20 protein-coding genes are annotated in these 22,733 nt (G+C 69.2%); 6 read left to right on the top strand and 14 right to left on the bottom strand.

Annotated features, from left to right (window positions below; all coding sequences use genetic code 11):
- Positions 1-63: 63 nt before the first annotated feature.
- The 4 genes from ASF52_RS01040 to ASF52_RS01025 all read left to right on the top strand — a co-directional run bounded on the left by ASF52_RS01040 (position 64) and on the right by ASF52_RS01025 (position 2,821).
- Positions 64-357 carry an accessory factor UbiK family protein gene (locus ASF52_RS01040; protein WP_056166187.1) on the top strand — a complete coding sequence of 98 codons (294 nt, stop codon included), beginning with the start codon at positions 64-66 and terminating at the stop codon, positions 355-357.
- A 310-nt stretch (positions 358-667) separates the two neighbouring features.
- Entirely contained in the window at positions 668-1,171 is a 504-nt protein-coding gene (locus tag ASF52_RS01035) for a YbjN domain-containing protein (protein WP_056088634.1), read from the top strand.
- Positions 1,168-1,980, top strand: coding sequence for a pyrroline-5-carboxylate reductase (gene proC, locus ASF52_RS01030; RefSeq protein ID WP_056166185.1), 813 nt, complete (start codon positions 1,168-1,170; stop codon positions 1,978-1,980). Before ASF52_RS01035 ends, proC begins: the two co-directional genes overlap by 4 nt.
- A gap of 82 nt (positions 1,981-2,062) precedes the next feature.
- Positions 2,063-2,821, top strand: a complete 759-nt coding sequence (locus tag ASF52_RS01025) for a hypothetical protein (RefSeq protein ID WP_056166181.1) — start codon at positions 2,063-2,065, stop codon at positions 2,819-2,821.
- Positions 2,822-2,877: 56 nt separating this feature from the next.
- Here the strand turns inward: ASF52_RS01025 and ASF52_RS01020 are convergent, their stop codons facing one another.
- On the bottom strand, positions 2,878-3,600 hold the full coding sequence (locus tag ASF52_RS01020) for a DUF4142 domain-containing protein (RefSeq protein WP_056166177.1): 723 nt from the start codon (positions 3,598-3,600) through the stop codon (positions 2,878-2,880).
- 260 nt (positions 3,601-3,860) lie between these two features.
- Between ASF52_RS01020 and ASF52_RS01015 the strand changes: the two genes are divergently transcribed.
- Positions 3,861-4,196, top strand: coding sequence for a DUF6968 family protein (locus ASF52_RS01015; RefSeq protein WP_056166175.1), 336 nt, complete (start codon positions 3,861-3,863; stop codon positions 4,194-4,196).
- A 17-nt stretch (positions 4,197-4,213) separates the two neighbouring features.
- On the opposite strand, the gene polA is transcribed toward ASF52_RS01015, so the two are convergent.
- From polA to ASF52_RS01000, 4 genes are all read right to left on the bottom strand, one after another.
- A complete protein-coding gene (polA, locus tag ASF52_RS01010; protein ID WP_056166173.1) occupies positions 4,214-7,291 on the bottom strand; it encodes a DNA polymerase I in 3,078 nt (1,025 codons plus the stop codon).
- Positions 7,292-7,406: 115 nt separating this feature from the next.
- Entirely contained in the window at positions 7,407-7,682 is a 276-nt protein-coding gene (locus ASF52_RS21790) for a HepT-like ribonuclease domain-containing protein (RefSeq protein WP_082515140.1), read from the bottom strand.
- Positions 7,672-7,968 carry a nucleotidyltransferase family protein gene (locus ASF52_RS01005; protein WP_056166169.1) on the bottom strand — a complete coding sequence of 99 codons (297 nt, stop codon included), beginning with the start codon at positions 7,966-7,968 and terminating at the stop codon, positions 7,672-7,674. The genes ASF52_RS21790 and ASF52_RS01005 overlap by 11 nt, the downstream gene beginning before the upstream one ends.
- A gap of 51 nt (positions 7,969-8,019) precedes the next feature.
- Positions 8,020-9,171 carry a YihY/virulence factor BrkB family protein gene (locus ASF52_RS01000; protein ID WP_056166166.1) on the bottom strand — a complete coding sequence of 384 codons (1,152 nt, stop codon included), beginning with the start codon at positions 9,169-9,171 and terminating at the stop codon, positions 8,020-8,022.
- Between the two features lie 270 nt (positions 9,172-9,441).
- Here ASF52_RS01000 and ybaL point away from each other — a divergent pair, with 270 nt between their 5' ends.
- The gene (ybaL, locus tag ASF52_RS00995; RefSeq protein ID WP_056166163.1) at positions 9,442-11,262 is read left to right on the top strand and encodes a YbaL family putative K(+) efflux transporter; all 1,821 of its coding nucleotides are present in this window, start codon (positions 9,442-9,444) and stop codon (positions 11,260-11,262) included.
- Between the two features lie 27 nt (positions 11,263-11,289).
- Here ybaL and ASF52_RS23675 read toward each other — a convergent pair whose 3' ends face one another.
- The 9 genes from ASF52_RS23675 to ASF52_RS00950 form a co-directional block, all read right to left on the bottom strand.
- A complete protein-coding gene (locus ASF52_RS23675) occupies positions 11,290-13,188 on the bottom strand; it encodes an ATP-binding protein (RefSeq protein WP_056166161.1) in 1,899 nt (632 codons plus the stop codon).
- Entirely contained in the window at positions 13,185-14,189 is a 1,005-nt protein-coding gene (locus ASF52_RS00985; protein ID WP_056166158.1) for an ATP-binding SpoIIE family protein phosphatase, read from the bottom strand. The genes ASF52_RS23675 and ASF52_RS00985 overlap by 4 nt, the downstream gene beginning before the upstream one ends.
- 2 nt (positions 14,190-14,191) lie before the next feature.
- On the bottom strand, positions 14,192-14,596 hold the full coding sequence (locus ASF52_RS00980) for an anti-sigma regulatory factor (protein ID WP_056166155.1): 405 nt from the start codon (positions 14,594-14,596) through the stop codon (positions 14,192-14,194).
- On the bottom strand, positions 14,577-14,975 hold the full coding sequence (locus ASF52_RS00975; protein ID WP_056166151.1) for an STAS domain-containing protein: 399 nt from the start codon (positions 14,973-14,975) through the stop codon (positions 14,577-14,579). The genes ASF52_RS00980 and ASF52_RS00975 overlap by 20 nt, the downstream gene beginning before the upstream one ends.
- 6 nt (positions 14,976-14,981) lie before the next feature.
- On the bottom strand, positions 14,982-15,869 hold the full coding sequence (locus tag ASF52_RS00970) for an STAS domain-containing protein (protein WP_056166149.1): 888 nt from the start codon (positions 15,867-15,869) through the stop codon (positions 14,982-14,984).
- A 262-nt stretch (positions 15,870-16,131) separates the two neighbouring features.
- A complete protein-coding gene (locus ASF52_RS00965; protein ID WP_056166145.1) occupies positions 16,132-20,667 on the bottom strand; it encodes a rhamnosyltransferase WsaF family glycosyltransferase in 4,536 nt (1,511 codons plus the stop codon).
- A 138-nt stretch (positions 20,668-20,805) separates the two neighbouring features.
- Complete coding sequence (locus tag ASF52_RS00960; protein WP_056166142.1) at positions 20,806-21,054, bottom strand: hypothetical protein; 249 nt, start codon at positions 21,052-21,054, stop codon at positions 20,806-20,808.
- Between the two features lie 4 nt (positions 21,055-21,058).
- Positions 21,059-21,397: a hypothetical protein gene (locus ASF52_RS00955; RefSeq protein WP_056166140.1), complete on the bottom strand. Its 339-nt coding sequence runs from the start codon at positions 21,395-21,397 to the stop codon at positions 21,059-21,061.
- A 52-nt stretch (positions 21,398-21,449) separates the two neighbouring features.
- On the bottom strand, positions 21,450-22,715 hold the full coding sequence (locus ASF52_RS00950; RefSeq protein ID WP_056166137.1) for a DUF2254 domain-containing protein: 1,266 nt from the start codon (positions 22,713-22,715) through the stop codon (positions 21,450-21,452).
- Positions 22,716-22,733 lie beyond the last annotated feature (18 nt).

Genomic DNA, 22,733 nt, shown 5'->3' with positions numbered 1-22,733 from the left:
GATAGGACGCCGGTTTCGTGACGCTCGTGGATGCGGAGCGCGGCCCCCTTTGGGAGACGACCGATGCAAAGCTCCGACCGGCCCGGCACCAACCGCCTGTTCGACGATTTCGCCCGCCTGATGACCGACGCCGCCGGTGCCGCCCAAGGGGTGCGCCGCGAAGCCGAGACGGTGGTCAAGGCGCAGTTCGAACGCCTGATCCGCGACATGGACATCGCCTCCCGGGAGGAACTCGACGTCCTGCGCGACATGGTCGCCGCCCTGCGCAGCCAGAACGATGCCCTCGCCCATCGCGTCGCCGCCCTGGAAGCCGAACGCGGCTCCGAGCCGGCGGCGGGCGCGACCGAGATCCTCTGAGGTCGACCCGGAAAACCCGGCGTCCCCTCCTGCGGAGGGCGCGGCGCTTGTGCACAGGAAGGAACGGTGGACAGTCGCTTTCCTGTTCACCGGCTTCCGGGCGCGCTTTGAAAGCCGAGTCCGGCACGGTCTATAGTGACCTATGACCTGATTCGCCCCTGCTTCGAACCACCCTGTTCCGTTCTCGACTGACGCCGAACGCATCCGCCGCGGGATGAGCTTGGCCGATCGCGGAAGACGGCGACGCGGGGGCGTCAGACCGCTTCACAACACGCCGACGATCCGTGCCGGATCGCCAAACTGGACCGCCATGACCCAACTCCACATCGAAGATCACGACCGGCACGAGCACCCCCTCGACATCGTCGAGCGCCTCGCGTCGCTGCGCGACTGGATCTTCGACCGGGCCGAGACCGACGAGATGTCGGTGTCGGTCGCCGGGCGCTGGGCCGACTATCACGTCGCCTTCACCTGGATCGAGGACGTGGAGGCCCTGCACGTGGCCTGCGCCTTCGACCTCAAGGTGCCCGAGCGCCGCCGCACGGAGGTGCTCCGGCTGGTGTCGCTCATCAACGAGCAGCTCTGGGTCGGGCATTTCGACCTGTGGTCCACGGACAGCGTGGTGATGTTCCGCCACTCGCTCCTGCTCACCGGCGGCTCCACCCCGACCCAGAACCAATGCACCATGATGCTGAAATCGGCCGTGGATGCGTGCGAGCGCTACTATCAGGCGTTCCAGTTCGTGATCTGGGCCGGCAAGTCCGCGCGGGAATCCCTCGACGCCGTGCTGTTCGAGACCGAAGGCGAGGCGTGAACCGGCTTCCCGCCTCCCTCACCCTGGTCGGCGCCGGCAAGATGGGTGGCGCGATGCTCGCCGGCTGGCTCGCCGGCGGACTCGATGCGGCGCGCACCACGGTTCTCGATCCCCATCCCTCCCCCGAGGTCGAGGCCCTGTGCGCGACGCGGGGGCTCGCCCTCAACCCCGCCACCGTGCCGGCCTCGGACGCCCTGGTACTGGCGATGAAACCGCAGGGCCTGGACACCGCCGCACCGATGCTGGCGGGGCTCGCCGGTGCGCGCACCCTCGTGATCTCGATCCTCGCGGGCAAGACCATCGCCGACCTGCAGGCACGCTTGCCGCGGGTGCGGGCCATCGTGCGGGCCATGCCGAACCTGCCGGCCAGCATCGGCCGGGGGGCCACCGGCGCCGTGGCGAGTGCCGGCACGGAGCCGTCCCGGCGCGTCGAGGCCGAGGCCCTGCTGGCCAGCGTCGGTTCGGTGGAATGGCTCGACGACGAAGGCCTCCTCGACGCGCTCACCGCCGTTTCGGGCTCGGGCCCGGCCTACGTGTTCCTGCTGGCCGAGGCGATGGCGCAGGCGGGCGTCGCCGCCGGTTTGCCAGCCGACATGGCGGCGCGCCTTGCCCGCGCCACGGTCGCGGGGGCCGGCGCGCTGCTCGACGCCACGGACCGCGACGCCGGGCTCCTGCGCCAGGACGTGACCTCGCCGGGCGGCACCACGGCCGCCGCCCTGGCGGTGCTCATGCGGGACGGCGGCGTGCCCGACCTCCTGCGCGAGGCGGTGGCGGCGGGACGGCACCGCGCGGGCGAATTGTCCGGGTAGGGTCTTTGCCCTAACGAGCCCGCCGCCGCTACCCTACATGGAAGGGGACACGAACGAGGATCGCACTCCCCGAGGACCATCCATGCCCAAATCTTCCCCGCGTCATGCCGCCGAGAGCGACGCTGCCGACACGGCCCCGGCCGCGCCGAAATCCTCGCCCCGCGAGGCGGCCGTCGAAGCCCTGATGCGGCTCGCCGCCGAGCAGCCCTGGAACGACATCGAGGTCGGCGACATCGCCCGCGAGGCGGGCTTGAGTCTCGCCGAGTTCCGCGACCTGTTTCCGTCCAAGGGGGCGGTCCTGGGTGGACTCGCCAGGATCATCGACCGCAAGGTTCTGGAGGGCGACAGCACCGATCTCGCCGAGGAGCCGACCCGCGAGCGGCTGTTCGACGTGCTCATGCGCCGCCTCGATGCGATGACGCCCTACAAGGACGCCCTTCGGCGCATCTCCCAGTCCCTGCGCGGCGATCCGCTCTCGATGCTGGCCCTCAATGGGGTCGCGCTGAACTCGCACCGCTTCATGCTGGCGGCGGCCGGCATCAACACCGAGGGGCCGCTCGGGCGCCTCAAGCTTCAGGGCGTGGTCATCGCCTTCGCCCGGACGGTGGACGTCTGGCTCGACGACGACGACCCGGCGCTGGCCCGCACCATGGCGAAGCTCGACAAGGAGATCCGCAACGGCGAGCGCTTCATGGAGCGCGCCGACGATGCGCGGCGGCTGACCGCGCCGTTCCGGGCGCTCGGCCGCTCGCTCCTCGATCGCGGGTCTCGCCGCAGGGCCGACCCTCGCAACGAGGACGAGGGCAATCCCCTCGGCGGAGACCCGGCCGCCGCCATCTGAAACGAGAAAGGGCCGCCCCATCGGGGCGGCCCTTTCGTTAGGAGACGCGGTGCGGATCAGCCGCCGATGCGATCGGCCAAGACCGCCGAGTGGCCGTGCTGGTTGGCGATGTAGGGAAGCGCCTGATTGGCGAACTCGCGGCCCTGGGCGTTGTCGCCGTTGCGCGAATAGGCCTCGTACAGGCCCAGCGTCCGGGCGTCCGAGCGGGCCTGCTGGCGGGCGTAGGTGCGGTCGAACTCGCGGGCGCTGCGGGCGTTCTTCAGGCTGTCGATGCGGGCCTGGCCCTCGGGGCCGATGGCGACGCGGCGGCCGGGCTCACCGGGGCTGTTGTCGACGAGGCCGACGCCGCCGAGCACGCCGCCGACGATCTTCTGGGCGATGGAGGCCGAGATGGTCACCGGGGCGAGTACCACGCCGACGGGGTTGTCGAGGCGGGTCTCGAAGGGCTGGCTGTCGGAGACGACGGTGCCGCCGGCAGTCAGCGAGGTACCCTCGGGCAGCAACGCCTTGGTGGTGGCCTCGCGCTCGACCAGCACGTTCTTGGCGTAGTTGCGTACGTTCGGGTTGCGCGAGCGCTCCAGGGCGATGCGGCTCGACTCGATGCTGACCGCATCCGACTTCAGAGCGGCGGAGCGGAAGGCCGAGGTGTCGCGGGCCTCGACGGAGTTGGCGTCGTATTGCGGCGCCACGCGGAACGACAGGGGCTCCTGGGCCAGCGCCGGGGTGGCGAGGGCGGCAAAGGAGACGCCGAGGGCGGCGAGAAGCTTGGTGTTGATCATGGCGGAGAATGTCCTCACGCGCCTTGATGGCGCTTGTGGTGATGCAACGTGTCGTCCGCCGGCAACGCTTTCTTAACGGGGGTGTTCCCGCTTGGAGTGCATGGCTGTGCTGCAGCGCACCAAGCTTCACGTTATGCGCGCATGCCCCAGAGCGAGAGGGCTGCGAGATCCGGGCGTCGAAGCGGACATGTCCGGGCCTTTCCTCGTATCCTCGGCCGATGGACAGGGCGGATGGCCGTTCTGAAACTCGGGAGTCGCCGATGATCGTTGCGTCGAGAACGCTGAGACTGATCAAGGATAACATTACGACCGATGTCGTGATTGAACTCGGCGGCCCCGAACCCGACGAATGCGCCTGGACCTGCCGTTACGACATCCACTGGCCCGACGGCCGAGTGAGCAGCTTCGCCACGGGGGTCGACGAAGTTCAGGCCCTGCACTTGGCCCTGCAACGAATCGGCTTCGATCCCTATCGGAGCCCTCATCATCGCGCCGGCCATCTCGCATGGGAGCAGGCCGGCGATGGCTACGGTTTCCCGGTTCCGAAGAATGCCCGCCACCTGCTGATCGGTTCGGACATAACCTTCGAAGGCTGAGGACCTTTTGCGGTAGCTCAGTGCGCCTCCTCCCAGTTCAACGCCGCCCGCGCCTCCACCACCAAAGGCACCTTCAACGTTAAAGCGGGCGCCGGTGCCTCGACCATGATCCGAGAGATGACTGGCAAGGCCCTCTCGACTTCGTCCTCCGGCGCCTCGAACACCAGTTCGTCGTGCACCTGCAGCAGCATGCGCACGTTGAGCTTCTCCGCCTTGAGCGCGTCCTCCATGCGGATCATCGCCCGGCGGATGATGTCGGCGGCCGAGCCCTGGATCGGGGCGTTGATGGCCTGGCGCTCGACGCTCGCCCGCTCGTTGGGGTTGTTGGAGCGGATCTGCGGATAGTGGCACACCCGCCCGAACAGGGTGGTGACGTAGCCCAGATCCCGGCACAGGCGCTTGGTGGTGTCGATGTAGTCGCGGATGCCGGGGAAGCGCTCGAAATACTGCTTGATGAAGGCGCCGGCCTCCTCGCGGCCGATGCCGAGGCGGTCGGCGAGCCCGAAGGCCGAGATGCCGTAGATGATGCCGAAGTTGATGGTCTTGGCGCGGCGTCGCAGGTCCGGCGTCATCTCGGACAGCGGCACGCCGAACATGGCGCTGGCGGTGGCCGCGTGAATGTCGATGCCATCCGCGAACGCCTGGCGCAGTTGCGGGATATCGGCGATGTGCGCGAGGAGGCGCAGTTCGATCTGGCTGTAATCGGCCGAGATCAGGCGGTTGCCCTCGGCCGCCACGAAGGCGCGGCGGATGCGGCGCCCCTCCTCCGTGCGGATCGGGATGTTCTGCAGGTTCGGGTCCGACGACGACAGCCGGCCCGTGGTGGTGGCGGCGAGCGAGAACGAGGTGTGGACCCGGTCGGTCTCGCGGTCGGCATGCTGCTGCAGCGAATCCGTGTAGGTGGATTTCAGCTTGGCGAGCTGGCGCCATTCCAGGATCTTCTTGGGCAACTCGTGGCCGGCCTGGGCCAGTTCCTCGAGCAGGGTCGCGGGCGTCGCCCATTGGCCGTTCGGCGTCTTCTTGGCTCCGGGCAGGCCCATCTTGCCGAACAGGATGTCGCCGATCTGCTTCGGCGACGACACCTGGAATTTCTCGCCCGCATCCTCCTGAATCTCCTCCTCGAGGCGCACGAGGATCTGAGAGAAGTCGCCCGACAGGCGGCTCAGCATGTTGCGGTCGACGCGGATGCCCTGCGCTTCCATGCGGGCGACCACCGACACCAGGGGGCGCTCCAGGGTCTCGTAGACGGTGACGCGCTTCTCGGCGACGAGGCGCGGCTTCATCATCCGCCACAGGCGCAAGGTCACGTCGGCGTCCTCGGCCGCGTAGGCGGTGGCCTTGTCGAGGGGCACCCGGTCGAAGGTGATCTTCGCCCTGCCGGTCCCGGCCACGTCCGTGAAGGTGATGGGCTGGTGGCCGAGATGCCGGCGGGCGAGCTCGTCCATGCCGTGGCCGCCCTTGCCGGCATCGAGCACGTAGGAGATCAGCATGGTGTCGTCGAACGGCGCCACGTCGATGCCGTAGCGGGTGAGCACGGACAGATCGTATTTGAGGTTCTGGCCGACCTTGAGCACGCCCGGATTCTCGAGGAGCGGCTTCAGGCGGGCGATCACCACCTTGAGATCGATCTGCCCGGCGGCGGGCTGGAACACGTCGGTGGCGGCCTTGGCGTCGCCGAACAGATCGCCCTCGCTCGCCGTGACGGGATCGAGGTGGCGCAGGGGGATGTAGGCCGCGCGCCCCGGCGCGACGCAGAGCGAGATGCCGACGAGATTGGAATTGATGGCGTCGAGGGCGTCGGTCTCCGTGTCGACGGCGACGATTCCCGCCTCCTCGGCCTCGGCGATCCAGGCGTCGAGCTGCTCGACGAGGCCGATGGTCTCGTAGGCGGCGGTGTCGAACGGCTTGACGGACTCCGCCGCGCGCGCCGCCACGAGGTCGGCGGGCGTCGCCTCGGAGGATCGGCGGGCTTTCGGCGCGACATCGGGCAGACCGAGATCGGCGAAGGGGTCGATCTCAGGCCCCTCCCCGGGGGCCAGGGGCACCGGGTCGCCGAGGGCCTGCGCCGCGAAGGGCGCGTCCTCGGCCTCGGCCCGCTGGGGCAGCAGGGCCGGATCGGGCTGCACCGCCTCCGGGTCGACGTGGAGCATCTGGGCGATGCGCCGCGTCAGGGTGTTGAACTCCATGGCCTTCAGGAAGCCGACGAGCTTCTGCGGATCGGGCTTCGGCAGGCGCAGGTCGTCCAACGGGATCGGAACCGGCACGTTCTCTTCGAGGGCCACGAGCCTTCGCGAGAGCCGGGCCTGATCGATGCTGGCCAGCAGGGTCTCGCGGCGCTTGGGCTGCTTGATCTCGCCCGCCCGCTCCAGCAGCGCGTCGAGGCTCCCGTATTCCTTGATCAGCGCGGCGGCCGTCTTCAGGCCGATGCCGGGCACGCCCGGCACGTTGTCCGAGGTGTCGCCGATGAGCGCCAGGGCGTCGCCGATCTGCTCGGGGGTCAGCCCCTCCCACTTGGCGATGATGGCGTCGCGGTCGAGGTTGCGCTCGGGGCGGTGCCCGGCCTTGCCCTTGGTGCCCGACTCGAAATCGTAGAACCGCACCAGGGGGCCCACGAGCTGCATCAGGTCCTTGTCGGACGAGACGATGATGACGCCGGCCCCCCGCGCCTCGGCCTGACGCGAATAGGTGGCGATGAGGTCGTCGGCCTCGTAGCGGATGAGCTCGATGGGCTGGAGGCCGAAGGCCCGCACGGCATCGCGCATGAGCGGCATCTGGCGCTTGAGGTCGTCGGGCGCGTCCGGCCGGTGGCCCTTGTAGTCGGGATAGAGTTCCTTGCGGAACGAGCCTTCCGACTTGTCGAACACGATGGCGAGGTGGGTCGGCATCACGCCCGCCGCCCCTTCCTGCACGAACTGGGCGATCTTGGTGCAGAACAATCGCACCGCGCCCGTGGGCAGGCCGTCGGAGGGGCGGGTGTTGTACTTCTGGTCCTGGTTGATCGACTGGAAGTAGGCGCGGAAGATGAACGACGAGCCATCGACGAGGATGATCTGATCGCCGGGGCCGACGGGCTTTTCGGAGGAGACAGCGGTCATCGGCCACGCAGGTTCGAGAGAGGGATTCGTGAGTTTGCCGACCCTGAGGAGGTGTCGACGCGAGTTCGATACGGCAGACTGCCACGAGTTCGTCCAGGCGCTCCGTGAGCGTGAATCACACCATGTCGAGTTCGACGCGATGGTAGCCTTGCCGATAGGCGTTTCCCGCATTGGCGACCACACGCCAAGGAACATGCGGGTGCCGCTCTTTGGTTTCCGCCGTGAGGCGCCGGCTCGCTTCAGCGATGATTTTGAGACAACACACCCCTGCGTAGACCGTGCGCTCATCGGCAGCGAACGTCTCGTATGTCATCCCGCGAGTGAAGCGGCGACCTTTCTCGACATTCGCAATGATATCGCTGCACGCAGAATGCTCGCGCTCAGAAAGCATCGATTGCGTCGCGTTCAGCGTTTTGGCGCACACGCTCCTTGAAAGTCTCGCGATTGGCGACATCGACGGTGACGGGGAACATGTCTTCGATGAAATGGACGACGCCGACATAGTCGTACACATCACGCACGGTCTCACGGTCGAGCACGATCATGACATCCACGTCGCTCGTTGCCGTGGCATCGCCCCGTGCGACTGAGCCAAACAAAGCAGCGTGCCGAACACCGCGTTTCCGCAGCTTGCCCTCGTGGCTTCGTAGAATATCAATGGCGGCTGCACGGTCCATGAAAAGGACCTTAGCTGAAATCCAGGATCGGCTGAAGCACCTCGAAGCCCCTCAGCGCGCTGCGCCCACCGTATCGGCCATCCGCGCGTCGCGGGTGCCGAGCGGCTGCTCCGCCCCCACCGTGGTGTCCACTTCCGTCTGGTGCTCCATCTCGGCGTTGATCTCGGCGCCCACGAGCACGATGGTGGTGGAGATCCAGATCCAGGTCATGAAGCCGATGGCGGCCCCGAGCGAGCCGTAGGTCTCGTTGTACTTGCCGAAGTTGGCGACGTACCAGGAGAAACCGAGGGACGTGACGAGCCACGCGACCCCCGCGAGGGCGCTGCCCCAGGTCACCCAGCGCCAGCGCGGCGCATCCCGGCTCGGGCCGTAGCGATAGAGCAGCGCCAGGCCACCCAGCACGGCGAGCAGCAGCACCGGCCAGCGCAGGAGGGCGATGTACCAGGCCTCGGTGCTGAGGCCGACGATGCCGATCACCGCCGGCACCACGACGATGCCCACCAGCGCCAGGACCACGAACAGCAGGGCGCCGGCGGTGAAGGCGAGGGAGCGCAGGTTGAGCCAGACGAAGTTGCGGGTCTCACGCTCCTCGTAGACGACGTTGAGGGCGGCGAAGACCGCCTTCATCCCGCCATTGGCGCTCCACAGCGAGAGGGCGATGCCGGTGAAGAACGTGATTCCGAGGGTGGTGTCGCCCTTCTCGGCGATGCGCTTGACCTGGTCGCCGACGATGTCGAGGGCGCCGGACGGCACGATGCCCTGCAGGTTCTGGAGATGATCGTTGATGGTCGCGACATCGGCGACGAGGCCGTAGCAGGACACGAGGGCCGCCACCGCCGGGAAGATCGCCAAGAGGACGTAGAACGTCACGCCCGCCGCCACCGACACGATGGCGTTCTCGGAGATGTCGTGGAAGACCCGCAGGGCGATGTCCTTCCAGCCCTTGGCGGGAATCTCGGACGGTTTCGAGGCTCCGCGTCCCCGCTCCGGCTCGGCCCGGGCGACGGATTTGGCGTCGGCCCCCGCATGGGACGGCGAAGGCTCGCGGGTGGGCTCCGAGCGCTCCGTTCGGGCCTCCCGTCCGGTCCGACGCGGAAGCGCCACCAAGCCGAGAAGCGCCGTCGCCAGGGCCAGGGTCCAGACCATCGTCGGACCGTTCGGGGCCGTGCCGTCGGAAATCTCGGCGTCGTTGCGCTCTGCCATACCTTCGTCCTTCCAGGCGCTGGCCCGCGACGCGGCACGCTACCCCCTCGACAACCGGCCAGGAGTCACCGAAGTTTCACGCGAACGTGAATTCAATATCCATCGGCGCATCCAGGATGCCCGATCCTTCTTCCAGGGTGACTCACGGCACGGATTTTAACGATCCGCGTCGTTAGGAGGCTGGAACGATGCTTGCCCCTGCCCGCGACACGGGCGAAGGGGCGACCGGTAGCCCGATCCCGCGCAACCTCGACTGGAGACCGACGCCCCGTGCCGCATGCGACCGAGCTGATCGCCATCATTGCCCTAGGCCTCGTGCTCGCCTTCGTGTGCGGGATGCTGGCGCAGCGCCTTCGGCTGCCGCCCCTCGTCGGCTACCTGCTGGCCGGTGTCCTCGTCGGCCCCTACACGCCGGGTTTCGTCGGCAACAGCGCGCTTGCCGGCCAACTCGCCGAGATCGGCGTGATCCTGCTGATGTTCGGCGTCGGCCTGCATTTCTCGATCAAGGACCTGATGGCGGTCCGCACCATCGCCCTGCCGGGCGCCATCGTGCAGATCGCGGCGGCGACCGCCATGGGCGGAGGCTTGGCTTGGGCCTGGGGATGGGGCGTCGGGGCCGGCCTCGTCTTCGGCCTCGCCCTGTCGGTCGCCAGCACCGTGGTGCTCCTGCGTGCCCTGGAGGAACGACGCCTCCTCGACAGCGACAAGGGCCGCATCGCCGTGGGCTGGCTCATCGTCGAAGATCTGGCGATGGTGCTGGCCCTCGTGCTGCTGCCGGCGCTGGCGCCGTCCCTTGGCGGCGAGGGTGCGGGCGGCGCGCACCACGTCGGCGACGGCAACATCTGGCTCACCCTGGGTCTGACCCTCGCCAAGGTCGCGGTGTTCGCGGTGGTGATGCTGGTGGGCGGCCGCCGGGTGGTGCCCTGGCTCCTCGATCAGGCGGCGCGCACGGGCTCGCGCGAACTGTTCACCCTCGCGGTCCTGGCGCTGGCGCTCGGCATCGCCTTCGGTTCGGCGGAGCTGTTCGGCGTCTCGTTCGCGCTGGGCGCCTTCTTCGCCGGCATGGTGCTCGCCGAATCCGATCTCAGCCATCAGGCGGCGGCCGATTCCCTGCCCCTGCAGGATGCCTTCGCGGTGCTGTTCTTCGTGTCCGTCGGAATGCTGTTCGATCCCGGCATCCTCATCCGCGAGCCCCTGTCGGTGCTGGCGGTGCTCGGCGTGATCCTGGTGGGCAAATCCGCGGCGGCGGTGGCCATCGTACTGGCCTTCAAGCATCCCCTCGGTACGGCGCTCACCATCGCGGCGAGTCTCGCCCAGATCGGCGAGTTCTCGTTCATCCTCGTCAGCCTCGGCCTGTCGCTGAAACTCCTGCCGACGGAGGGACGCGATCTCATTCTCGGCGGCGCGATCCTGTCCATCACCCTGAACCCGCTGTTCTTCGCCCTGACGGACTGGGTCGGACGGTCCGTCGCCGCCCGGCCGAAGCTGGCCGCGCGCTTCGAGCGGCGCGGCGTGGACGCGTTGGCCGTCTCCCTCGAGACCGCTTCCCGGCGCGGTCACGCCATCGTCGTCGGCTACGGCCGCGTCGGCAGCACCATCGGCAAGGCGCTCAAGGCCTGGGACTTGCCCTACATCGTCGTCGACCGCGACCGCCGCCGGGTCCTCGACCTGCGCAAGGACGGCATCGAGGCGGTGTTCGGCGACGCCACGGCGCCCGGGATCCTGCACGCGGCCGATATCGAGGCGGCGCGGATCATCGTCATCGCGACGCCCGAGCCGCACACGGCGCGGCGCCTCGTGGAACTCGCCCGCGAGATGAGCCCGGGGATCGATACCCTGGTGCGCACCCACAGCGACACGGAGCGGCGCCATTTCGAGGAGCGGGGGGTGGGCCTCGTGCTCATGGCCGAACGCGAACTCGCCTTCGGCATGACCCTCTACGCCCTGCGCAGCCTCGGCCTGAAGGAGGGCGAAGCCCGCATCTTCGTGGACAGCACCCGCGTCGAGAGCCGTTCGGCCCCCGTCGAGGCCGGGATCGACCACGGTGTGCCGGAACTGCGACCGCACAAGGAGGATGCGACGGAGGGATGACGCCTTCCATCGCAGGGAGCCCGCCCGTCACACCACGGGATCGCGGATCATCGCCTGGATGCGGGTCATCAGGGTGTCCACCGAGAACGGCTTGGTGATCATCGCCATGCCGGGTTCGAGGAAGCCCGCCGAGACGGCCGCGCTCTCGGCGTAGCCGGTGATGAACAGGACCTTGAGATCGGGACGGGCCAGGCGGGCCTGATCGGCGAGCTGGCGCCCGTTGAGGCCCGGCAGACCGACATCGGTGACGAGGAGGTCGATGCGGCCCGCCACGGACAGGGCGCGCAGGCCCGAGGGTCCGTCCACGGCCTGGATCGCCCGGTAGCCGAGGTCGTGGAGCACCTCCATGATGACGTCGCGCACCACGGGCTCGTCCTCGACCACCATCACGGTCTGTCCGTCGCCGCGCGGGCGCGTCGTCACCGTCGCGTCCGGGACGGTCTCGTCGAGTTCGCCCCGGTGGCGCGGCAGATAGAGGGTGATGGCCGTCCCCTGCCCGACCACGCTCTCGATGCGGGTATGGCCATCGGACTGGCGGGCGAAGCCGTAGATCATCGACAGGCCGAGGCCCGTGCCCTGCCCGAGGGGCTTCGTCGTGAAGAATGGGTCGAAGGCCCGGGCGATCACCTCCGGCGTCATGCCGGTCCCGGTATCGGCGACGCGGATGCGGACATACTCGGAGCGATCGCCGGGCTTGCCGGATTCGGCCTCGTCCCAACGCGCATTGCTCGTGCGGATCGACAGGGTGCCGCCATTCGGCATGGCGTCGCGGGCATTGATGGCGAGGTTGAGGATCGCGTTTTCGAGCTGGTTCGGATCGCACAGGGTCGGCCAGAGACCGGGATCGGTCTCGATCCGCAGGTCGATGGACTCGCTGATGGTCCGGCGCAGCAGGTCGGACATGCCGACGATGAGGGCGTTCGCGTCGGTCGCGCGCGGGTCGAGGGGCTGGCGCCGGGCAAAGGCGAGGAGGCGGTGGGTGAGGGCCGCCGCCCGGTTGGCCGAGGACATGGCGGCTTCGATGTAGCGCTGTAGGTTCTCGTGGCGTCCCTGGGCCATCCGGCTCTGCATCAGGTCGAGGGAGCCGACGATGCCGGTGAGCAGGTTGTTGAAATCGTGGGCGATGCCGCCCGTGAGTTGGCCGACCGCCTCCATCTTCTGCGACTGGCGAAGATCCTCCTCCATCCGCTCGCGCTCGGCGGCTTCCGCGCGCAGGCGTGCATTGGCCTCGGCCAGTTCCGCCGTGCGGGCGGCGACCTGCGCCTCCAGGGTGGCGCCCGCCTCGCGCAGCTGACCGGCCTGGGTTTCGAGTTCGGCGTAGAGGGCGACAACGCCGCGGTTGGTCTCGGCGAGTTCGGCGTTGAGGCGCTGGGCCTCCTCCTCGCGCTCGGCGATCTCGGCGAGGCTGCGCAGGAGGGCCTGATTCTGCTCGCGGATGGCCGCATGGGGATCGTCGGGCTGGGCCCGGGCGACGGCGTCGACCATGGCCGCCGCCTGCGGTGCGGTCAGGGCGGGCAGGCCCGCCGGCAGGCGTTTGCCCAGGGTGACGCGGGTGCCCCGGCCCGGTTCGGTTTCGAGGTCGAACAGGTCCATGAGCCGGCGCGCGCCCATCAGGCCGAGGCCGAGCCCGGTACGCGACCGATAGCGCCCCTCCAGGATGGCGGCGGGATCGGCGATTCCCGGCCCCTGGTCGGCGATGCGGATGACGAAGGCCTGGCTTCCCCCGATGAGGTCCAGGCGGAACTCGACCCGGCCACCCTTCGCGTAGCCGTAGGCGTTGCGGGCGATCTCCGACACAGCCGTGGCGATGCGGGTCTGATCCTGCACGCCGAAGCCGAGATGCTCCGCGAGGTGGCGGGCCCGTTGACGTACGGCCGTCACATCGTCCTCGCCCTCGATCCGCATCGAGACGAGGGCGAGCGTCATGGCGTGATGCCCCGGACCACCACGACGGTGGCGTCGTCCCGCCCCCTCGCGAAATCGCGATAGAGGATGCCGGCGATGAGGCTCGGATGGGCGCCGTTGAGCCCCGGATAGCCGTCGAGGGACCAGCCCGTCACGAGGCCGTCCGAGCACAGCACGAAAAGGTCGTCGGCCTGGAACGGATACTCGAATTCCTGGATGCGGCGGGCGACGTGCCCGGCGGTGCCGGCGAGCGACACCGTGCGCCGGACGGTTGCGCCGCTCACCACCGCGCCGGTGACGTTGCCGATGCCGGCGACCGTCACCACACCCCGGTTGGGCTCGTAGCGGGCGATCGTCACAGCTCCGCCGCGCGTGTGGCGCAGGCCCGCATGGACGATGGTCAGGATTTCGCCCGGCGCGGCCTCGGGATTCTTGCGGAACAGGCGTACCGCCTCCGTGGAGGCCTGTGCCGCCTGCGGCCCGTGCCCGAGGCCATCGGCGACGAGGAGGGTCCAGCCCACCTCCTCGCCCACCCCCGCGCCGAGGAAGCAATGGGCGTCGCCGTTCACCTCCTCGCCGCGCAGGGGCACGGCCACGGCGCCGTGGGACGGCTGGGCAGGGGTCGCACGGGCATCCGCCTGAATTCGCGCGACGAGGCCGGTGCCCCGCCCCGGCCAAGCGGCGATGTCGAAGGATTGCGACTGGCGGCGTACGGCGCCGAGACCCGTGCCGGGGCTGCCACCGGTGGAATGCCCGTCGCGCAGGGCCTCGTCGAGGTTGGCGAAGCCCGGCCCCTTGTCGAGGGCGATGACTTCGACACCGGTCCCGCTCTCGTCCTGGAACGGGCCGAGCAGCATCTCGCCGGCGCTGCCGTACTTGACGAGGTTGGTGGCGAGTTCGGTGACGACGATGGCCACGCGTCCGCTCGCCGTCTCGTCGAAGCCGAGGTCGTGCGCGCAGGCCACGGCACGGCGGCGCGCGTCGGCCACCTGGCTCGACTCGGTGACGGCAACGGAGATCATGCTCATTTCCAGCGCGCGATCACCACGCGGGTGCCGACGCCGGGCGTCGATTCGATATGGAACTCGTTGGACAGGCGTTTGGCTCCACCGAGGCCGAGGCCGAGGCCGCCGCCGGTGGTGTAGTGGTCGGTGAGCGCCCGGGCGATGTCGGGAATGCCCGGCCCCCTGTCCTCGAAGGTCAGGCGCACGCCCCGGCGCGCGCCCGCCTGCACCACTTCGACGGTAACCTCGCCGCCGCCGCCGTAATCGAGGGTGTTGCGGGCGAGTTCGCTCGCGGCGGTGATGATCTTGGTCTGATCGACGAGGCTGAGGCCGATCTCGATGGCGCGGGCGCGCGTCGCCTGACGGACCCGGACCACGTCGTCGCCGGAGCGGATGGGGAGGAGTTCAATCTTCGCGGGAGGCACGCGCGTTCCCCAGGTCGCCGTCCTCGTCGAGGCGGGCCTGGATCAGGGCCATGCCGCGCTCGACGTTCAGGGCCGTCTTGATCCCCGTCAGGGTCAATCCGAGCTCGACCAGGGTGATGGCGACGGCCGGACGCATGCCCACCACCACGGTCTCGGCATCGAGCACCCGGGAGATGGCGGCGATGTTGTCGAGCATGCGCCCGATGAACGAATCGACGATCTCGAGGGCCGAGATCTCGATGAGCACGCCGCGCGCGCCCGTGGCCGCGATCCGGCTCGTCAGGTCCTCCTCGAGGGCCATGGCGAGACGGTCGTGCATGTCGACCTGGATGGTGACGATGAGGGCGCCACCGAGCTTGAGGATCGGAATCCGGTCCATGGACCGTCAGCGCCGGTCGTCGGCCGCGACGGGCGCGGGCGCGGCGCGGCGCACCACGGTGCGGCCGGTGCGCCGGAGTGCGAGGGCGAAGGCGTCGGCGAGGGTCGCCTTCGAGACGACGTTCAGCTCGACGCCGAGATGCACCATGGTCTGGGCGATCTGCGGGCGGATGCCCGAGATGATGCAGTCGGCACCCATGAGGCGGGCGGCGGCGATGGCCTTGAGGAGGTGCTGGGCCACCAGGGTGTCGACGGTGGGCACGCCGGTGATGTCGATGATGGCGATCTCCGCCTCCTCGTCGACGATGGCCTGCAGCAGGTTCTCCATGACGACGCCCGTGCGGGCGCTGTCGAGGGTGCCGATGAGCGGCAGGGCGAGGATGCCGTCCCAGAGTTGGACCACGGGCGTCGAGAGTTCGGCGATCTCCTGGCTCTGTCGGCCGATGACCTCCTCGCGACCGGTCTGGAACACTTCCATGGTGTAGAGGCCGAGGCCGTCGAGGAGCCGGTTGGCCGCCCGCGTGCCGGCGACGAGGGATGCCATGTCGCCGGCGTTGGCCGCATCCAGGGCGGTGAGGATCGGCTCCTTCAGGGAGAGCACGAAATTGGCCGTGTCGGTGGGCGTGAAGCCCTGGATCGCCCGGGAGCGCGAGATGTCCGCGAGGGTCTCCCGCAGGGTCTCGTAGGGGGCCGCGTGCCCATCGCTCTCTCCGGACGCCAGGGCGTCGCGCAACTGCCCGAACACGGTACGGGCCTGGGCCTGGAGTTCGACCTCGCGGATGCGCCCGGTCTGGAGGGAGCCGCCCGATTTCAGGAGACCGAGCCAGGATTCGAGGATCGCGGCCTCATGGCCGGTCACGGTCCGGACCAGAACCTGGATCCCGTCGATCGCCATTCAAGCCGCCTCCCCTGTGCGGGGAGACCCGTCCCCCGACCCCGCGCACATGGTCATAGAATGACAGGGCTGCCAAGCGGCCTCCCATCCGGGCTGTGGTCCCCTCCCCGGTCCCCGGATAACGGCCCCGAGGGTGCCGCGATCGGCGCCTCCGCCATTCGCCTCCGGTTCGAAGGCATCGCGAGCGCCGACGAACCGTTGCGCAGGGCCACCCTGGGCGGGGCCCCCGATCTTCCGGGGTTCGACGGTCAGCCGAAAGCCGTCACGCCTCCGCCGGCGCCCCGACGAGACCCTGCAGGCGTTCTGCCAGGACCGCCGGGTCGTAATCCGGCAGGGGGCAGGGCAGGGCAGCGATTTCGCAGAACGGCCGGACACGGCCGATCTCCGCCTCGGCTTCCCGCGTCAGGGCGGTGAGCGCTTGCGCCAGGGTGTCGGGCGTGAGCGAATCGAGGGACGTGAGATTGGGACTGCGCTCACTCAGATTCTTGCACTCGTACGCGTTGGTGATCGTGCGCAGGCCCGCATGGGCCATCTCCAGGGGCGGATAGCTCGGATGCGGCGACACCATCAGGGACACGCCGACGGAGGCGCGGCTGAGGATGTCGGCGTAATCCTCCAGGGAGAGCTTGCCGCAGACCTCGAGGTTGTAGACGCCGCCGGCCCGTGCGGGATCGTAATCCTCGCCCGCCGAGACGATCCGCCATTTCGCCGCCAACGTCGGTTCGGCCTGCTGCCAGAGCGAGAGGCCGGCGCACAGGGTCTCGAAGCAGTTGCGCGGGGTCGAGGGACGCCCGTAGACGAGGATGATGCGCTCGCGCTTCTTCACGCTCAAGGCGCCGCGGATCTTCGCATTGGCGGCGTAGCGCACGATGCTGGCATCGGTCAGTGCGTAGTGCCGCAGCATGTAGTTCGCCAGCTCTTCCGAATTGATGAGCGCGATGGTCTTGTCGGGGTTGGCGTAGGTGGCCCGCGACATCGAGTAGTTCGACGACCAGCCGTAGAAGCCCGGCTCGTGGTCCTGGATCAGGTACAGCACCGGCAGTTCGCGGCCGTGGTAGCGGCCCTGTGCTTCCTGGAACAGATAACTGCTGGTGGCGGTCCACCAGGCGGTGGGCATGAAGATGTCGCCGGCCCGGATCGGCAATTCGCCGCTGTCGACATCGTTGACGTCGACGACGGTGCGCGGGAACGCGTCGTAGGGCGAGCCGAGGGAGACGAGGCGGTAATCGGGCATGCCCGCCATGGTTTCGAGGTCGATGGGGACGTAGCCGCAGATGATCCGGCGGTCGAAGCCGTCGCCGAGTGCGGCCGCCAGCCCCTCGAAGGTGCGCAGGGCCGTGGTGATGCCTCCGAAGATGTGCTTCGGGTGCAGGGTCGGCAGCACGAGGTTGAGGCGCGGGCGAGAGCTCGGATCGGACCGGGTCGCCACGGGCGTCACGTCGGGAAACAGGTGCCGCTGCTGGCTCGGCCGCAGGGGGTTGCCGAGCAGGGGACGATAGACCCGGGTCAGGCCCGTCGCCACGTCGGCCTCCGTGGGCACGGGAACCAGGGTCTCGTCCGTGCCGGTGCCGGCGCGTGCCACCTTGGTCCAGCGGAAGCCGGCGGCCTCGGCGAAGTAAAGCAGCGAGCGCTCGATGGCATGCGCCAGGGTTCCGTCGATCTGCCCGGCTTCCGCCGGGAAGTCCGACCAGTCGAGCCCGATGTCGAGAAGGGGCTTCAGGGCGGCGGTGCGGCCCCAGAAGAACGAGCTCGACGGAAAATCGAGGACGTAGTCCTTGCGCAGGGTCACGCCGGCCCTGGCCAGGAGGTCCTTTGCCAAGTCGAAATCGTAACCCCAGTTCAGGAGGGGGCGCACCTCGCCGAAATGCTGCGAGAACACTACGCCGACATCACCCTCGGCCAGCAGGCGCAGGACCGAGGCGACGACTTCGGGCGAGCCGAGCAGGTTGTCGAGGAGGTAGTCCCGCCACTCGGCGAAGCGCGGATCGTGGGGCGACTTCTTCGAATGGATGTGGAGGAAGGTGTCGTAGCGCGTGAAGACGTCGCGAAATCCGATGAGCGTCGGGGCGATGTCGCGGCCGATGTTGGGGAACACCCGGACCTCGACGGACCCATTCGCGTAGGCGGCGGACGATGCCTCGATGGCGGCCTGCTTCTCGGGGGTGTCCGTCGAGACGTAGAGGTCGGCCCGCACGGGAATGTTGGCGATCCGCCCGAGCAGCTCGGGCATCATCTCCGGATAGAAGACGTGGAGGATCACCGCCACGGGGCCGGCCGCCGCCGCGGGGCCGTAGGCGAACGGGACTTCGAGGGCCAGATCCGTGGCCTCGCGCGGCCGCATGCTCTGCGTGGCGCCGTAGAAGGTCTGGCCCGCGACGTTGCGCTTGAAGCGCCGACGCGGCGCCGGCACCGGGCGCAGGGTCGGCCCGGGCTTCGCCTCGGGCGCGGCCACCGCTTCGGGCTCGTCCTCGAGGATGCTGCCGGCGTCGACATCCGGTCCGGGGACAGCGACACCCTTCGGGGGGATCATGGCCGTCGGGGCGACGACGGCGAGGTGCCGCTCGATGGCTCCGCGCAGGGTCGGGTTGCCGTCGAGGGTGGTTTCCCAACCCGTGGGGTCGGCCTGTTCGAGGGTGTCCCGCAGGAGCTGGACCTTCAGGAACGGAAAGCCGCGCGCGAGGAGTTCGCGCCAGCGCACGAGGGTCGGGTTGACGGGAAGGTCCTCGTCGTCGTCCGTCGGGAACAGGATTTCGACGGCGACCTCTTCCTCGTCCCAATGGGCCAGCGGCGTCATCTCGTAGGCCTTGATGACCTCGAGCTTGTCGCGGATGCTCTTCACGTTCGCCCAGTGGCGCCGGATGCCGGGTGCGGCGAGGCCGGTGCGGGTGAGCCCGATGAAGTAGCTCATCAGGTGCGGGCGGGCCTGGTAGCTGTCGGTGAGGCCGACGAGATCGGCCTCGCTGGTGCGCACGCGGGCGATCACCCGGGCGAAATCGCCGCGATCGACCGGCCCGTAGATGCTGTCGTTGGTCAGGATGAGGGAACGGGCCTTCCACACATCGGGGAAGGTCGCGATGGCTGCCGCCCAGGCGGCGAAATCCCAGCCGTGATTGATCCGGACGAGCAGACCGTCCATGGCGTCGAGGTCCGGCGGCAGGGCGCGCGACAGGCCGTCCGTCGCCACGATCACCACCACCGTCAGCCCCTCGGCCTTGAGGGCGGAGAGATACGTCAGGGTGTGGTCGTGGACCCGTCCGTCGGGGGTGTAGGTCACGAAGAAGCAGACATCGCGGTCGGCCAGAGGCGGCGGGTCGCGACGGATCTCGCTCGGAATGTCCGTGACCGAGCAGATCTCGCTCCAGCGGTCGGGCGGCCGGGTCTGGCGGCCCTCGACATGACCACCGGTCATGTAGTGCAGGAGCGGATCGATGCCGGCGTGCAGGACGTCCTGGTTATGCGCGAGGTAGAATTCGCGGTCGAAGAGCGGGCCGGGATCGCGGTTCTCGCGGGCGCCGGCCGAGAGGTAGTGGATCAGAGGGTTGAGGCTGCCGTTCTCGAGCCGGCTCTCGTGCTGGCGCGTGTACCAGAGGGAATCGAAAAACCCGTTCGGGTCGCGTCCCTCGGCGGCGCCGTAGGTGAGGTAATGGGTCAGGGGATCGCGTCCGGCCTCGATCACGTCGGGGCTGTGACGCCCGTAGAAGCGGGTATCGAACAGCGGGTGCGGGCTGCGGCCCTCGCGAAATCCATTGGCGACGTAGTGCGTCAGGGGCTCCAGGCCGGCATCGGCGACGTCCTGGTTCGTGCGCCGATAGTAATGGATGTCGAACAGCGGATGCGGATTGCGGCCCTCGACCCAGCCATAGGCGAGGTAGTGACGCGCCGCCGGAACGTTCTGTTCAGCCACGTCGGAATTGACGGAATAATACCAGGCCGGATCGATGAGCCGGTGCGAACTCAAGCCGGCGGGACCACCCCGGTGGAGAAAATCGGCCAGGGGCGAGGCCAGGGGCTCGCCGGGCAGGGCGGCTCCGGCGCATTGCGCGCGGTACCACTCGGGATCGAACAGCGGATGCGGCTGGAGGCCGGCGGCTTCACCGGTCCGCACATAGTGGATCAGCGGATTGCTCGCACGCCCGGCCAGTTCGGGCACTTGATCGGAATACCAGTAGAGGTGGAAGAACGGGTTCGGATTGTGCTCGCGCCATCCCCCGGCGACGTACTGGACAAGGGGGTTCAGACCGCTGGCGAGGGACTTCGCATGCGCCTGTCGGTACCAGACGTCGTCGAACAGCGGATGCGGCCAGGTCCCCTGCCCGGAGAGGTAATGGACGAGGGGCGCGCGGCGGGCCTCGGGTTGGCGTGCAACATACCAGGCGGTATCGAACAGCGGATGCGGATCGCGGCCCTCGCGGGCACCGTGCTCGATGTAGTGGAGGAAGGCATCGAGGTTCGAGCCGACCACGTCCGGATAGGTCTGGCGGTACCACCGGCCGTCGAAGAGCGGATGCGGATCGCCCCCCTGGCCGGACAGGAAGTGCCGCAGGGGAAGCGGACCGGCTGTCGGGTTGGTCTCCCGGTACCAGACCGGATCGAACAGCGGATGAAGGCTTCGCCCCTCGGCCTCGCCGTGCTCGATGAAGTGGCGCATGGGATCGGTGCCCTGCGCCGCGACGTCCGGATTGTCGGCGAGGTAGAACGTCCGATCCAAGAGCTTGTCGAAGAGACGGATCGTCTTGGGCGAAGGTCGCGCCGCACGGGACTTGGAGAAATCCGCGATCGTCCTGGAGAAGCGCCGCATGAAGTCCTGCTCGAGCCGTGCGAATGAGTTTCGCCCGGGCGCTCGTTTGGCATATCCGGCGAGTCGGGTCCACGCCGGCCCATCGAACGGGCCCACCACAGGCGGACACGCTCGATGCTCGGCGGGAACCCGTGTGGTTCAGGAGCGCCTGCGGTCGGATTGTCCGTCCGAGGATCCGCCGACAGGGGTCGTATTGCGGCCCGGGGCACCCCCCTGGTCCCAGTCATCCTTGCGTTGCCCGTCCGCGAGGCCGCCGGGGGTCTGGTCGGTGATGGCGGATTGATCGGCGGTGTGACCGCCACCGCCTACGGCCGGCTCGCCGGGGGTGCCGACGTCGTCGTCCGGCTTGCGGGTGGCGGCGTCGGTGGGATTGGACTTCTCCACCATGATTCTAGGCCTTCGCGTCGGTGCCGACCGGGGCGGTCGCCCGATCGATGGCCTCGGCGGCGGCACCCTCGGGGCCACCGGACTTCTGCGCGGCATCGCCGAGGCGGCGCAGATTCTCCGGGGGCGTCTCGGCCTCAGTCTCGTCGGTGGCATCGGAGCCGGGCGTGCCCGAGGCGATACGCGCGGTCTCCGCCTCGCCGGACGGATCGCCCCTCAAGTCCGCCTGCGTCCGGGAGGGAAGGCCGATGTCGCGGGCGTCGTCCTGGCCGAGATCCTGGCCGTTGCGATCGGCGTAAGCGTCGAAATCCTTCAGCGAGGGGCGCTCGCGTGGCTCGTCGGTCATGGGTGTCCTCCGTGGTTACGGGAACAACGGCGCCTGGGGGCGCCCGGTTGCTTCAATCCGGACGACCGAGATCGTCGCGGGCCGCCCGCAGGACCGCCAGATCGGCCGGGATGGACAGAACCGCTTCCGCCCGCACGAGGGCGAGGTCGGCGTGATGCCGCGCCGCGCGGGCGAACTCCGCGTCACCCATCGCGTACAGGGCGGACAGCGCCTTCTGCAGGCGCAGGCCGACCGTCACCGTACCGGCCCCATCGCGGGCGATGGGGGCGAACGCGTCCTCGAACAACTCGTCCGTGGTGATGCCGGGCACGCGCAGGCGCGGATGGAGGGGCGCGGCCGGGGCCATGGCCCTCCGCTCGCTCCAAAGGGCGAGCACGCGCACCAGGGCCCCGAGCACGTCCACGACGGTGCCGGGATCGTTGATGGCGCTCGACAGGCCCCGGGAGGCCACCTCCGTGAGGACGATGACGCCGAAGCGGGGATCGTCGTCGAAGGTGCGGCGTGCCCCTATGACGAAAGCAGCGACGAGACGCGCCTGCGTCGCGTCGTCGACGGGTTCATGGGTCGGGGCGGCGATCTCTGCCAGCAGGCGACCGGCATGGACGAAACGGCCCGGCAAAGCCGCGACGTGAACAACGAGGCCCTTCGCCTCGGCGGCGGCCTGAAGGCCGGCGGCGTCGACATGCTGGACGTAGCCCGCGCGCGCCGCCACGATCCGGGTCGCGCCTGCGGGCGCCGGACACCAGGGCAGGCCGCCGAGATAGGGCGCGTCCGCCCGCCGCCGGATGGCGTCGCTCGCGGCGACCTCGATGGCGTCGATGGTCTCCCCGACGCGGCCGAGATGCGACAGGGTGTCGATCCAGCGCACCAGCGTCACCACCACCAGTACGAGGACGACGAGGGTGAGGCCGAACAGGATCACGCGGCCCTGCTCGCCGTAGATATGGGCCTTGAGGGCGATGAGACCGACGACGCCGTAGACGAACGCGCCGATGAAGCTGCCCACCGCCGTCTGGGCGCGGGTGTCCTCCATGAGCAACGTCACGGCCCGCGGAGTCGCCGTGTTGGTGGCGCCGCCATAGGCCTGGACCATGGTGGCCAGGGAGAACGTCGCCACCGGCAGCATGCTGGTGGCGAGCAGCGACAGGATCTGGTCGACGGCGTTGGCGCCGATGGAGTTCCCGAGATCGGGCGGGATCAGGGGGGCGAGCAGGGCCGAGGCGAGGGCCGCGCCCACGCCCGCCACGCTGAACAGGGCGACCCGCACCCACGGTCGGCGGGCACCGCGCCGAAGATGATAGAGCACCGTGGAGGCCAAGGGATCACACCGTTCTGG

The sequence above is a fragment of the Methylobacterium sp. Leaf112 genome (assembly GCF_001423295.1).
Taxonomy (GTDB): Bacteria; Pseudomonadota; Alphaproteobacteria; order Rhizobiales; family Beijerinckiaceae; genus Methylobacterium.
The sequence above is the reverse complement of the archived record's forward strand: the minus strand, read 5'-3'. Positions and strand labels throughout refer to the sequence as shown.